Below are 13,095 nucleotides of genomic sequence, written 5' to 3'. Positions count from 1 at the left end.
CGCTCTCCATCTGATAAAGCAAAGACGCACCCACGGCGCGCCGACCAATGCTACAGAATGCCTGTCACAGCGGCACAACCGCTTTCTCAGGCTTTTATTGCAAAGTGTGTTGTTCGATGAACTCTGTCGGCACAACGCCTTCACGGCTGACCAGCCGATTCAGCTCCGAGCGCGGCAATCGAACGGCCAGCAAGCTGACACCTTCTTCGTCGTGTTCTTCTTTCTGTACCGCGCCCAGCTCGAAAAACTGTGCACGCAGTCGAGCAAAACGCTGCGGCAAGCGCAAGGTGCCGACGAACAAATCGCTGCCCAACAGCTCGGCAATGGCTTGTTCAAGCAATTCCAGGCCACTGCCATCACGCGCCGACAGCCAGACCCGCTGGGGCTTGCCGTTTTCGTCGCGCTGGATTTGTGGCTCAACGCCTTCAAGCAAATCGAGTTTGTTATAGACCTCGAGGATCGGCAAGTCCTGGGCACCAATCTCGCCCAGCACCACCATGACCTGTTCAATCTGCAACATGCGATCCGGTTCGGCCGCATCGATCACGTGCAACAGCAGGTCGGAATTGCTCGACTCTTCGAGCGTAGACCGAAATGCCTCGACCAGCTTGTGGGGCAAGTGACGAATGAAACCCACGGTATCGGCCAGGACAATCGGCCCCAGGTCGTCCAGTTCCAGACGGCGCAAGGTCGGGTCGAGGGTCGCGAACAGTTGGTCGGCCGCGTACACGTCCGATTTCGTCACGTTGTTGAAGAGTGTGGATTTGCCGGCGTTGGTATAGCCCACCAGGGAAACGGTCGGGATATCCGCACGCATACGGCCACGTCGCGATTGTTCGCGCTGGCTGCGCACCTTCTCCAGGCGGCCCTTGATCTGTCGCAGGCGGACCCGCAGCAGACGCCGGTCGGTTTCCAGCTGGGTTTCACCCGGGCCGCGCATGCCGATGCCGCCACCCTGGCGCTCAAGGTGAGTCCAGCCACGCACCAGCCGGGTGCTCATGTGGTCAAGCTGGGCCAGTTCTACCTGGAGCTTGCCTTCATGGGTACGGGCGCGTTGAGCGAAAATATCGAGAATCAGACCCGTGCGGTCGATCACGCGACACTCGAAAACTCGTTCGAGGTTACGTTCCTGACTGGGCGTGAGGATGTGATTGAAAATCACCAGATCGGCCTTTTCGGCGTGGACCAGGTCGCGCAGTTCCTCGACCTTGCCGCTGCCGATCAGGAATTTGGCGGTTGGCCGATGACGCGGCACGTTAAAAAACGCGACGGTCTCGGCGCCGGCCGAATTTGCCAACTCCTGAAACTCCTGCGGATCTTCGCGCGCCTCAGGGTCCTGTCCATCCAAGTGAACGAGGATTACTCGCTCACCACCACCGTGGCGCTCAAAGAACAAAGGAGACTCCTATCAGGCGTTACCTGGTGCAGGCTCGGCGTCACCCTGTTCTTCGGTTGCGCTAGGCAGACGAATTGGACGAACCGGCACTACGGTCGAGATAGCGTGCTTGTAAACCATTTGGCTTACGGTGTTTTTCAGCAGGATCACGAACTGGTCGAACGACTCGATCGTACCTTGCAGCTTGATACCGTTGACCAGATAGATGGAAACCCCAACTTTCTCTTTACGTAAAGTATTCAAGTAAGGGTCTTGTAGCGAATGCCCTTTTGACATGTGCCGCACTCCTTTAAGGATCAATAATAAAAATCGGAAAATAGATAGCTCATGGCCGTCACACCCCCAAGGATAGACGGCAATTGCAAGGACTCAGCTCAATATGGAGACCGTTCCCAAGTATTTCAAGGCGCGTGACAGATTGTCGCTGTCCAGGCTGTCCAGCCAGTGCAAATCGCTCCAACTGCGCAACCAGGTGAACTGACGCTTCGCCAATTGGCGCGTGGCAATGATGCCGCGCTCCTGCATTTCGGCTGACGTCAGCTTGCCATCCAGATGATCCCAGACTTGGCGGTAGCCTACAGCACGTATCGAAGGCAGCCCTGGATGCAGGTCACCTCTTGAACGCAGTGCTACGACCTCCTCCACAAACCCCTGTTCCAACATAATTGTGAATCTTTGTGCAATTCGTTCATGCAGCACCTGGCGATCCGTCGGAGCGATGGCCAGATTCGCCACAGTATAGGGCAATTGTGAGTGTCCCGAGGCGCCTGCTTCAGCACTTTGCGCAGTTTGTTTCAGCCTGTGTTCAGTCATGGTCTGGCCACTGACCCGCCAGACTTCCAACGCTCGCGTCAGGCGCTGGGGGTCATTGGGATGAATTCGCGCGGCGGAAACCGGATCCACAATGGCCAACTGATCGTGCAAGGCCTGCCAGCCAAGGCGCGCAGCCTCTTCTTCAAGTTCGGCGCGCACCTGTGGATCAGCTGGCGGCATATCAGCCAGACCTTCCTGCAAGGCCTTGTAGTAGAGCATCGTGCCGCCAACCAACAGCGGAATCTTGCCCCGCGCGGTGATATCGGCCATGGCGGCCAGCGCATCGATGCGAAAATCCGCCGCCGAATAGCTCTCGCTGGGATCAATAATGTCGATCAACCGGTGCGGATACTGGGCCAGCAGCTCTTTTGAAGGTTTGGCAGTGCCGATGTCCATGTCCCGGTAAACCAGTGCAGAGTCGACACTGATCAACTCGCACGGCAAGACCTTGGTCAGCTCGATGGCCAGGTCGGTCTTGCCGGCGGCCGTCGGGCCCATCAGGAAGATTGCGGGGGGCAAGGCACTCATCAACGGCCGCGCAAGAACAGTTTGTCCAGGTCGTCCAGGCCCATCTGGGTCCAGGTCGGGCGGCCATGGTTGCACTGGCCGCTGCGCTCGGTGTTTTCCATGTCCCGCAGCAGGCCGTTCATTTCCGGCAAGGCCAGCCGGCGGTTGGCGCGGATGGCGCCGTGACAGGCCATGGTGCCGAGCAGTTCATTGATGTGGGCCTGGATCCGGTCACTGGTGCCGTATTCCATCAGGTCTGCCAGTACGTCGGCCACCAGCCGGTTGGCCTCTGCCTGCTTGAGCAAAGCCGGAATCTGGCGGATAGCCAGGGTTTCCGGCCCCAGGCGTTGCAGCTCAAAGCCCAGCTTCTGGAACACGCTGATGTGCTCTTCGGCGCAATCCGCTTCCCGCTGGCTGACCGCCAGGGATTCCGGCACCAGCAGCGGCTGGCCGCTCAGGCCTTCGCTGGCCATGGCGATCTTCAGGCGCTCGTACATGATCCGCTCGTGGGCGGCGTGCATGTCCACCAGCACCAGGCCATGGGCGTTTTCCGCAAGAATATAGATACCCTTGAGCTGTGCCAGCGCGTAACCCAACGGCGGCACGTCGCCCTGGCCTTCCGGCAACGCGGCAGCACCTGGCTCGGCGCCGGGCAGCGGCGCGAAAAACTCGCGATAGGCCGCCTGGGCCTCGGCCACCGGCACCGCCGATTGCGGACGCGGGGTGTACTGGTATTGATAACCGGCGCCGGCGCCTGAGCCTGGTGCGGTATAGCTCGGCTGGGCTTGCGGCGATTGCAGCAGGTTGGCCGCCAGGCTCATTTCGCCCTGGGGCCCGAACTCGCCGGCTTCCGGCCCTGAAGGACGGACAACAGCCGTGACAATCGGCGCCGCCAGGTGATCATCCGGCCGCACATCGCCCAAGGCGCGGTGCAGGGTGCCGTAAAGAAAGTCGTGGACCATGCGACCGTCACGGAAGCGCACTTCGTGCTTGGTCGGGTGCACGTTGACGTCGACCACCGACGGGTCGACCTCGAAAAACAGCACAAACGTCGGATGCCGCCCGTTGAACAGCACGTCGCGATACGCCTGGCGCACCGCGTGGGCCACCAGCTTGTCGCGCACCGCCCGGCCATTCACGAAGAAATACTGCATGTCCGCCTGGCTACGGGAGAAAGTCGGCAAACCCACCCAGCCCCACAGCCGCAGGCCATTGCGCTCGATCTCGATCGGCAGCGCCTGCTCCAGGAACCCCGCGCCGCAGATGGCCGAGACACGCCGCGCACGGGCCGCATCATCATGGGCCTCGTGCAGGCTGAGGATGGTCTTGCCGTTGTGGCGCAGGTGGAAAGCCACATCAAACCGCGCCAGGGCCAGGCGCTTGATGACTTCCTGCAGGTGATCGAATTCGGTTTTTTCGGCCTTGAGGAATTTACGCCGGGCCGGGGTATTGAAGAACAGGTCGCGTACTTCCACCGAGGTGCCCACCGGATGTGCCGCCGGCTGGACCCGGGGCGCCATGTCGCGGCCTTCGGTTTCAACCTGCCAGGCCTGGTCGGCGTCGCGGGTGCGGGAAGTCAGGGTCAGGCGAGCCACGGAGCTGATGGAGGCCAGGGCCTCACCACGAAACCCGAGGCTCATCACCCGCTCCAGGTCTTCCAGGTCACGAATCTTGCTGGTGGCGTGACGGGCCAGGGCCAGCGGCAGGTCATCGGAGGAAATCCCGCTGCCGTCGTCGCGCACTCGCAGCAGCTTGACGCCGCCTTGCTCAACATCGACATCAATGCGCCTGGCGCCGGAGTCGATACTGTTTTCCAGCAACTCCTTGATCACCGACGCTGGCCGCTCGACCACCTCACCCGCCGCGATCTGGTTGGCGAGACGCGGGCTTAGCAGCTCGATGCGCGAGGTATTGCTCAAGACTGTTTCGCTCATTATTGCGCCGCCAGTTCAGTGCCCGGGATGGTCAACACCTGGCCTACCTTCAATTCATCGGTCTTGAGGTTGTTGGCACTGCGCAAGGTTGCCGCTGACACCTGGAAGCGCACCGCCAGCATCGCCAGGGTGTCGCCCGGCTGCACGCGATGGTCACGCGGGCCCTGGGCGATTTTCCCGGAGTCACGCAGCCAGGCTATATAAGTGCCCGGCGGCGGGTTCTGCTGGAAGAACTGGCGAACACCGGCGCTGATGGAGCGCGCCAACGCCTGCTGGTGGCTGGCCGAGGCCAGTTTCGAGGCTTCGTTTGAGTTGGAGATAAACCCGGTTTCCACCAGGATCGACGGAATATCCGGCGACTTGAGCACCATGAACCCGGCCTGTTCCACGCGCTGTTTGTGCAGCGAGGTGACGCGACCAATGTTGCTCAGGACTTTCTGCCCCACGTTCAGGCTGGAGGTCAGCGAGGCAGTCATCGACAGATCGAGCAATACGCCAGCGAGCATCTTGTCCTTGTCGTCGAGGGATACGTTGCCAGCCCCGCCGATCAAGTCGGAACGGTTTTCACTGTCCGCCAGCCAGCGGGCGGTCTCGGACGTAGCGCCGCGATCAGACAGGGCAAACACCGAGGCACCAAACGCCGCGGCCGAAGGTGCGGCGTCGGCGTGGATCGAGACGAACAGGTCGGCGCCCTTCTTGCGGGCGATTTCGGTACGGCCACGCAGCGGAATAAAGTAGTCGCCGGTCCGGGTCAGCTCGGCGCGGTAGCCTTTCATGCCATTGATCTGGCGCTGCAGTTCGCGGGCGATGGCCAGTACTACGTCTTTTTCATGCTGGCCGCGCGAGCCCGAGGCACCCGGGTCTTCGCCGCCGTGACCGGCATCGATGACCACGATAATGTCACGTTTGCCCGCCGGAGCCGGTGGCAGCGGCGGCAATTTGACCTGGGGTTGCGACTGGTTGACCGGCACCGCAGGTATCGTCGCGACGCTTGGAGTTGGCGCAGGCGGCGGCGCGGCATCGGCGGCGTTGTCGAACAGGTCGACCACCAGCCGGTTGCCATACTGCGCGTTGGGCGCCAGTACGAAGCTTTTCGGGGTCACGGCCTTTTTCAGGTCGATGACCACCCGCAGGTCGGTCGGCGTACGTTGGGCCGAGCGCATCGCGGTAATCGGGGTATTGGCCATGGCGACTTTCAACGGCGCGGCCAGGGTCGCACCGTTGATATCAATCACCAGGCGATCGGGCGCCGTGAGGGTGAAGACGCTGTGCTGAACCGGGCCAGACAGGTCGAATACCAGTCGCGTGTTATCCGGTGCCCGCCACAGGCGAACACTTTTCACCTGTGAGGCCGCCAGTGCATTGAAAGTCATTGCCGCAAGCAACACCCCTACGACAGTAACCAACGCGCGAAAGCGCATACCTAACCCCATCAATTATTTGAATTCCAATGCCAAGGCGGCGCACCACGACTCGCCGCGCGCGCTCTGGGACAACAACTTCAGCTGACGTCCTTGCTTATGCGGGGTAATGGTAATGGTCAGGTCCGGCTTTGGCAAAAAGCCTGTGCCTTTATCTGGCCACTCGATCAGGCACAAGGCGTCCTCATCGAAGTAATCACGAATGCCCATGTATTCCAGTTCTTCCGGGTCCACCAGGCGATACAGGTCGAAGTGGAACGCTCGTACGTCACCGATTTCGTAGGGTTCTACCAAGGTGAACGTAGGGCTTTTCACAGCACCCGCGTGCCCCAACCCGCGAATGATGCCCCGGGACAATGTGGTTTTTCCGGCGCCGAGATCGCCTTCCAGAAAGATCAGCCCTGAGCCTTGAGTGACCCGGGCAATACGGTTGCCCAAGGCGACCATAGCGTCTTCATCAGGCAGGAAAAGAACTACTTCAGACACGGCGATTGCTCCTCCAGCAACTGACGAATGGCAGGAATCAGGTCACTGGCGGCCAGCCCGCGACCGTAGGTACCCTGGCGATCTCCGGCAGTGGCATGCAGCCAGACCGCCAGGCAGGCGGCATCAAATGCCGGCATGCCTTGCGCCAGCAAAGCACCGACCAGGCCGGCCAACACATCGCCAAGGCCAGCGGTTGCCATTGCAGGATGGCCCTGATCGCAGCGGGCAACCCGACCGTCCGGGCTGGCGATCAAGCTGCCGGCGCCCTTGAGGATCGCCACCGCATTGAATTTCTGACTCAAGGCGCGCGCCACGTTAAGGCGGTCGGCCTGAACCTCGGCTGTCGAAATACCCATCAAGCGGGCCGCTTCGCCAGGATGCGGAGTGATCACGCAATTGGCCGGCAAGCTGACGCTGCCCGCCGCCAGCAGGTTCAAGGCATCGGCGTCCCAGACTTGCGGCTGCCTGGCATTGGCCGCTACCGACAGCAGGCTTTTGCCCCAGGAGACCTCGCCCAGGCCCGGGCCGATGACGATCACGGAAATCTTTTCCAGCAGGCCCATCAATTGATTGGCCGAGTGCACGCCCACCGTCATCACTTCCGGCAACCGCGCCAGCGCCGCACCGACGTGTTCGCTACGGGTCGCCAGGGAAACCATGCCGGCACCACTGCGCAGGGCACTTTCAGCACTGAGCAAGGCGGCGCCGCCAAAACCGCGGTCGCCGCCGATCAGCAATACATGGCCGAACTGGCCTTTATGGGCGTCCGGGGAACGCGCAGCGAGTTGCGGCAATTGGCCGGGCAACAGGTGCTGAACGTCGGGTATTTCGTGTTTTGTCTGCGGCATGCGTCTTCAAGCTCCGATGTCTGGCAGAATTATACGCATCTAACCTGCGGTTTCTCTTGTTCATGCCTGCTATTACCTACGACCTGCCCGCCCTCGCCCAATCGATCAAAGACTGGGGCCGCGAGCTGGGCTTTCAACAAGTGGGCATCAGCGGCCTCGACCTCGCCGAGCATGAACAGCACCTGCAACGCTGGCTCGACGCCGGCTACCACGGCGAAATGGACTACATGGGCGCCCACGGCAGCAAGCGCTCACACCCGGAGGAGCTGGTACCCGGCACCTTGCGCGTGGTCTCACTGCGCATGGACTACTTGCCGGGCGACACCCAAATGGCCCAACTGCTGGCCAAACCCGAAAAAGCCTACATCTCCCGCTACGCCCTGGGCCGCGACTACCACAAGCTGATCCGCAAGCGCGTGCAGCAACTGGCCGACCGCATCCAGGCGCAAATCGGCCCGTTCGGCTTCCGCGCCTTTGTCGACAGCGCCCCCGTGCTGGAAAAAGCCATCGCCGAGCAGGCCGGGCTCGGCTGGATCGGCAAGAACACCCTGGTACTCAATCGCAAGGCGGGCAGTTACTTCTTCCTGAGCGAGCTGTTTGTCGACCTGCCGTTGCCGGTCGACCCACCCCACGCCACCGAACATTGTGGCCGCTGCACCGCCTGCCTGGATATCTGCCCTACCAACGCCTTCGTCGGGCCCTACGTGCTGGACGCCCGGCGCTGCATTTCCTACCTGACCATCGAGCTGAAAAGCGCGATCCCCGAAGAACTGCGCCCACTGATCGGCAATCGGGTATTCGGCTGCGATGACTGTCAGATCGTTTGCCCGTGGAATCGTTTCGCGCGGCCTACCGACGAAGGCGATTTCAAGCCACGGCACAACCTGGATAACGCAGAGCTCGCCGAGTTGTTTATGTGGGACGAGGACAAATTCCTCAGCAGCACCGAAGGTTCTCCCCTGCGCCGCGCCGGCTATGAGCGCTGGCTGCGCAACCTGGCGGTGGGCCTGGGCAATGCGCCATCAAGCATTCCGGTGCTGGAAGCGCTGAAGGCGCGTCGGGAATACCCCTCGGAACTGGTGCGCGAACATGTGGAATGGGCGCTGAACCAGCACGCCGAACGTCAGTGCACGTCGTCGTTGTAGACGAACTTGGGCATTTCCCAGTGAAAACGGATCGCCAGCAGGCGCAATAGAAAGCCGCTGAACAGCGTCAGCAGGATCGATTGCTCACTTGGCAGCTCAAGGTAGATGCACAGCATGTAGAACCAGGCGGCCAGGAACGACACGCTGGCGTACAGCTCGCGGCGGAAGATCAACGGAATGTCGTTGCAGAAGATATCCCGCAGGATGCCGCCGAATACCCCGGTGATCACACCGCTGACTGACGCCACCAGCATGCCGTGGCCCATTTCCAGGGCGGTCATGCTGCCGATCAGGGTGAAGGCCACCAGGCCCACGGCGTCCAGCGCGAGGAACAGCGAGCGCAGGTGGCGCATCAATGGAGCGATGAAGATGGTCACCAGGGCCGCGACGGAGGTCAGCACCAGGTACTCCGGGTGTTTGACCCAGGTCAGCGGGTAGTGGCCGAGCAACACGTCACGCACCGAACCGCCGCCCAGCGCCGTCACGCAGGCGATCAGCACCACACCGAACCAGTCCATCCCGCGCCGCCCGGCGGACAAGGCACCCGTCATGGCTTCGGCGGTGATGGCGATGAGGTAGAGCATCAGCAGCATGATGGCGATCCTTGCAAAGAGGCGCGCAGTCTAATCATTTGGTGATGGCACCAAAAGGGGGCGAGCGCTGAAGAGCTTAAAGCTCTTGCTGATGTGGCGAGAGAGCTTGCTCCCGTTGGACTGCGCAGCAGTCCCATTTTTCAGGGCCGCTTCGCAGCCCAGCGGGAGCAAGCTCCCTCGCCACAAAAACGCCTCACCACGACTCAAGTCAGAACTTGATGAAATGCTTGCGGTAATGCTGCAGCTCGGCAATCGACTCGCGGATATCGTCCAGTGCCAGGTGGGTGCTGCCCTTGTGGAAGCTGTCTTTGACTTCCGGCGCCCAGCGCGCGGCCAGCTCCTTCAAGGTCGACACGTCCAGGTTGCGGTAGTGGAAGTAGCTTTCCAGCGCCTTCATGTGGGTATAGAGAAAGCGGCGGTCCTGGCAAATGCTGTTGCCGCAGATTGGCGACTTGCCCTTGGGTACCCACTTTTCCAGGAAGGCGATGGTTTCGGCTTCAGCCTCAGCCATGCTCACGCGGCTGTCGCGCACACGCTGGGTCAGGCCCGAGTTGCCGTGGGTGCGGGTGTTCCACTCGTCCATGGTGGCCAGCACCGCGTCGCTGTGGTGAATGGCGATCACCGGACCTTCGGCCAAGGTGTTGAGGTTGCTGTCGGTGACAATGGTCGCCATCTCGATGATGACGTCGGTGTCAGGGTTCAGACCGGTCATTTCCAGATCGATCCAAATCAGGTTCTGTGGGTTTTGCATGTCGTGGTTCCTTGGCACCTTGGCGTAGCTGCGCAGTTTAGCAGGCAGGGCGTGCTAGACTCGCGACCGTTTCACCTAACCTTTGCATTATCGACACGGAACACCAATGGCCAAACGCCAGCTCAACCGTCGCCAAAACTGGCGCATCGAAAAGATTCAGGGCGAACGCGCTGCCCGCGCCGCCAAACGTGAATCCTCCGCCGTGGAAGCGCTTGAGGGCGGCGACCTGGGCCCCGAGCAAACGGGCCTGGTGATCGCGCACTTCGGTGTGCAGGTCGAAGTCGAGGCCACCGAAGGCGATCACGCCGGCCAGGTGTTCCGTTGCCACCTGCGCGCCAACCTGCCTGCGCTGGTGACCGGCGACAAGGTGGTATGGCGTGCCGGCAACCAGGGCATCGGCGTGATCGTCGCCCAGTTGCCGCGCACCACCGAACTGCGTCGCCCCGACAGCCGTGGCCAGCTCAAGCCGGTAGCGGCCAACGTCGACATGATCGTCATTGTCTTCGCGCCACTGCCCGAACCCCATGCCAACCTGATCGACCGCTACCTGGTAGCGGCCGAACACGCCGGCATTCGCCCGCTGTTGCTGCTGAACAAATTCGACCTGATCGACCAACAGAACGCCCCGGCGCTCAACGCGTTGCTGGCGGTGTACCGCACCCTCGGCTACCCGGTGCTGGAAGTCTCGGCGCATCACGGCAATGGCATGGAACAGTTACAGACTGAACTGGACGGGCGCATCAGCGTGTTCGTCGGCCAGTCGGGCGTGGGCAAGTCGTCCCTGGTCAACAGCCTGTTGCCGGAAGTCGAAACCCGTGTTGGCCCGCTGTCGGAGCTGTCCGGCCAGGGCACCCACACCACCACCACCGCGCGATTGTTCCACTTTCCGGGCGGCGGCGAGTTGATCGACTCCCCCGGCATCCGTGAATTCGGCCTGGGCCATGTGAGCCGTGCCGATGTTGAAGCGGGCTTTATCGAGTTCAACGACTTGATCGGCACCTGCCGTTTCCGTGACTGCAAACATGACCGCGAGCCGGGTTGCGCCCTGCTCAAGGCACTGGAAGACGGCCGCGTGCAGCAGCAGCGAATGAACAGCTATCGCTCGATCATCGCCAGCTTGCCCGAGACCAGCTATTAACATGTAGGAGCGAGCTTGCTCGCGAAAAGCTTGAGGGCGCCGCGTGCATTCAGAGAGCACGCGTCATCGTTAACGTCCATCGCGAGCAAGCTCGCTCCTACAGGATGTAGCAGATACAAAAAGGCCGCGATCATCGCGGCCTTTTTGTACCTGCTTACGAGCCAGTGGCTGGCTGAGTCGGATCCTTCACACCGCCATCGTCAAACAGGTTCAGCTTCTGCCGCAGCTCATGGGCTGGCAGCGGCTCCTGCTCGGGCGGCAGTGCGTTCGGGTCTGCCGGCACCTCGCCCGGCGCGCCTTCACCCTGGGTCGGTACCGGTGGCGTCGCAGGCGGGTCACCTTCAATCGCACGCTGGGCCTTTTTGGTCAGCACGACGATATCGATGCGTCGGTTGATCGGATTGAACGGATCCTTGGGATCAAACAGCTGCGAGGAAGCAAACCCCACCACCCGTGCCACTTGCGGGTCCGGATAGCTGCCGGCCACCAGTGCACGACGCGCGGCATTGGCCCGGTTGGCCGAGAGCTCCCAGTTGCCGAAGTCGCCCTGGCCTGCATACGGCTTGGCGTCGGTGTGGCCGCTGATGCTGATCTTGTTCGGCACCGCCTTGATGGTGTCGGCCATGGCCAGCAGGATGTCTTCAAAGTACGGCTTCAAGCGTGCACTGCCGGAATCGAACATCGGCCGGTTGGCGGCGTCCGTGATCTGGATGCGCAAGCCATCCGGGGTGATCTCGAAGGAAATCTGGTCCTTGAACTTCAGCAGTTGCGGGTTTTCCTCAACCTTGGTTTGCAGTTCCTGCAGCAGCAATTCCAGGCGTTCCTGCTCGACCTGTTCGGCCATGCTCTCGACGGTGTCGCGCTCGATCGGGATCTTTTCCTGGGGCGAGTCGGTCTTGATTTCCGGGTTGATGGTGCGCTCGGGCGCCAGTTGCGGCGAACCACCGAGGTCGATCACAAAAGGCGTGCCGCTCTCGGAGAAACCGATGGGGTCCTTGAAGTAACCGGCGATGGCGATCTTCTGTTCCGGCGTGGCGGTGGACATCAGCCACAGCACCAGGAAGAACGCCATCATCGCCGTCGCAAAGTCGGCGAAGGCGATTTTCCAGGCGCCGCCATGGTGCCCCGCAGCGAAGCGCTTGACGCGCTTGATGATGATCGGCTGGTTGTTTTCCATGGCTTAGCGACCGCGAACCGCTTGTTCCAGCTCAGCGAAGCTTGGACGGTGCTTCGGATACAGAACCTTGCGCCCGAACTCCACTGCCAGCGATGGCGGCATGCCGGAAGCCGAAGCCACCAGGCAGGCCTTGATGGCTTCGTACAGATTCACTTCTTCCTTGGCATCGTGGGCCAGGGACGTGGCCAGCGGGCCGAAGAAACCGTAGGCCGCGAGAATACCGAAGAAGGTACCTACCAGTGCCGCACCTACGTGCATGCCGATGGCTTTCTGGTCGCCTTCACCCAGGGAGGCCATGGTCACCACGATCCCGAGCACCGCGGCAACAATACCGAAACCGGGCATGCCGTCGGCGATGCCGGTCACGGCGTGGGATGGGTGCTCCAGCTCTTCCTTGAGGCTGAACAGTTCCATGTCGAACAGGCCTTCCAGCTCATGGGGCGCCATGTTGCCGGACGACATGATGCGCAGGTAATCACAGATGTAGGCGGTCATGCGCTCGTCTTTGAGCACGGCCGGGTACTTGGCGAAAATCGGGCTCGCCGCGGCGTCCTCGATGTCGCCTTCGATGGCCATCATGCCTTCGCGGCGGCTCTTGTTGAGGATCTCGTAGATCAGCCCCAGCACTTCCAGGTAGAAGGTGTGGGAGAAGCGCGAGCTGAACATGCCCAGCGACTTCTTGATCACGTGCATCGTCATGTAGCCGGGGTTGGCCTGCAGGAATGCGCCGAACGCCGCACCGCCGATAATCAGCACTTCGAAAGGCTGGATCAGCGCCGCAATCTTGCCGTGGGAAAGGACGTATCCGCCGAGCACGCTCGCGATGACGACGATGATGCCGATAATTTTAGCCATAGGGGATGAGTACTTGCGCCGTCGGGTTCAG

General features: G+C 61.5%; 13 protein-coding genes and 1 pseudogene. 2 read left to right on the top strand and 12 right to left on the bottom strand.

Going from position 1 to position 13,095, the window contains the following annotated elements; all coding sequences use genetic code 11:
- Positions 1-94: 94 nt before the first annotated feature.
- The 7 genes from hflX to HX817_RS01990 all read right to left on the bottom strand — a co-directional run bounded on the left by hflX (position 95) and on the right by HX817_RS01990 (position 7,405).
- Positions 95-1,396 (bottom strand): ribosome rescue GTPase HflX, encoded by a 1,302-nt coding sequence (gene hflX, locus HX817_RS02020; protein ID WP_003217514.1) that lies wholly within the window; start codon positions 1,394-1,396, stop codon positions 95-97.
- 12 nt (positions 1,397-1,408) lie between these two features.
- Positions 1,409-1,672: an RNA chaperone Hfq gene (hfq, locus tag HX817_RS02015; protein WP_003217515.1), complete on the bottom strand. Its 264-nt coding sequence runs from the start codon at positions 1,670-1,672 to the stop codon at positions 1,409-1,411.
- A gap of 93 nt (positions 1,673-1,765) precedes the next feature.
- Positions 1,766-2,737, bottom strand: coding sequence for a tRNA (adenosine(37)-N6)-dimethylallyltransferase MiaA (gene miaA / locus HX817_RS02010; protein ID WP_003217518.1), 972 nt, complete (start codon positions 2,735-2,737; stop codon positions 1,766-1,768).
- A complete protein-coding gene (gene mutL, locus HX817_RS02005; protein ID WP_177008354.1) occupies positions 2,737-4,635 on the bottom strand; it encodes a DNA mismatch repair endonuclease MutL in 1,899 nt (632 codons plus the stop codon). The genes miaA and mutL overlap by 1 nt, the downstream gene beginning before the upstream one ends.
- A gap of 14 nt (positions 4,636-4,649) precedes the next feature.
- Positions 4,650-6,083 (bottom strand): N-acetylmuramoyl-L-alanine amidase, encoded by a 1,434-nt coding sequence (locus HX817_RS02000; RefSeq protein ID WP_202948682.1) that lies wholly within the window; start codon positions 6,081-6,083, stop codon positions 4,650-4,652.
- 3 nt (positions 6,084-6,086) lie between these two features.
- Complete coding sequence (gene tsaE, locus HX817_RS01995) at positions 6,087-6,557, bottom strand: tRNA (adenosine(37)-N6)-threonylcarbamoyltransferase complex ATPase subunit type 1 TsaE (RefSeq protein ID WP_003217524.1); 471 nt, start codon at positions 6,555-6,557, stop codon at positions 6,087-6,089.
- Positions 6,545-7,405 (bottom strand): NAD(P)H-hydrate dehydratase, encoded by an 861-nt coding sequence (locus HX817_RS01990; protein ID WP_003217526.1) that lies wholly within the window; start codon positions 7,403-7,405, stop codon positions 6,545-6,547. The genes tsaE and HX817_RS01990 overlap by 13 nt, the downstream gene beginning before the upstream one ends.
- A 62-nt stretch (positions 7,406-7,467) precedes the next feature.
- Between HX817_RS01990 and queG the strand changes: the two genes are divergently transcribed.
- Positions 7,468-8,550, top strand: a complete 1,083-nt coding sequence (gene queG, locus HX817_RS01985; RefSeq protein WP_003217527.1) for a tRNA epoxyqueuosine(34) reductase QueG — start codon at positions 7,468-7,470, stop codon at positions 8,548-8,550.
- Here the strand turns inward: queG and HX817_RS01980 are convergent.
- A complete protein-coding gene (locus HX817_RS01980) occupies positions 8,529-9,146 on the bottom strand; it encodes a trimeric intracellular cation channel family protein (RefSeq protein WP_172834585.1) in 618 nt (205 codons plus the stop codon). The genes queG and HX817_RS01980 overlap by 22 nt on opposite strands.
- 205 nt (positions 9,147-9,351) lie before the next feature.
- On the bottom strand, positions 9,352-9,894 hold the full coding sequence (gene orn / locus HX817_RS01975; protein WP_003217529.1) for an oligoribonuclease: 543 nt from the start codon (positions 9,892-9,894) through the stop codon (positions 9,352-9,354).
- Positions 9,895-10,000: 106 nt separating this feature from the next.
- Here orn and rsgA point away from each other — a divergent pair, with 106 nt between their 5' ends.
- Positions 10,001-11,032: a small ribosomal subunit biogenesis GTPase RsgA gene (gene rsgA / locus HX817_RS01970; protein ID WP_177028649.1), complete on the top strand. Its 1,032-nt coding sequence runs from the start codon at positions 10,001-10,003 to the stop codon at positions 11,030-11,032.
- A gap of 2 nt (positions 11,033-11,034) precedes the next feature.
- On the opposite strand, the pseudogene HX817_RS31540 reads toward rsgA, so the two are convergent.
- The 3 genes and pseudogenes from HX817_RS31540 to motA form a co-directional block, all read right to left on the bottom strand.
- Positions 11,035-11,166 (bottom strand): annotated as a pseudogene (locus HX817_RS31540) (outer membrane lipoprotein carrier protein LolA); the annotation flags it as partial.
- 20 nt (positions 11,167-11,186) lie between these two features.
- Positions 11,187-12,209 carry a flagellar motor protein MotB gene (gene motB / locus HX817_RS01965; RefSeq protein WP_003217531.1) on the bottom strand — a complete coding sequence of 341 codons (1,023 nt, stop codon included), beginning with the start codon at positions 12,207-12,209 and terminating at the stop codon, positions 11,187-11,189.
- Positions 12,210-12,212: 3 nt separating this feature from the next.
- Positions 12,213-13,064: a flagellar motor stator protein MotA gene (gene motA, locus HX817_RS01960; RefSeq protein WP_003217532.1), complete on the bottom strand. Its 852-nt coding sequence runs from the start codon at positions 13,062-13,064 to the stop codon at positions 12,213-12,215.
- Positions 13,065-13,095: the final 31 nt, after the last annotated feature.

It is taken from the genome of Pseudomonas sp. C6002 (genome assembly GCF_013385805.1).
GTDB lineage: Bacteria > Pseudomonadota > Gammaproteobacteria > Pseudomonadales > Pseudomonadaceae > Aquipseudomonas.
Note: the sequence above shows the minus strand (reverse complement) of the source record. Positions and strands in the feature narration are given on the sequence as shown.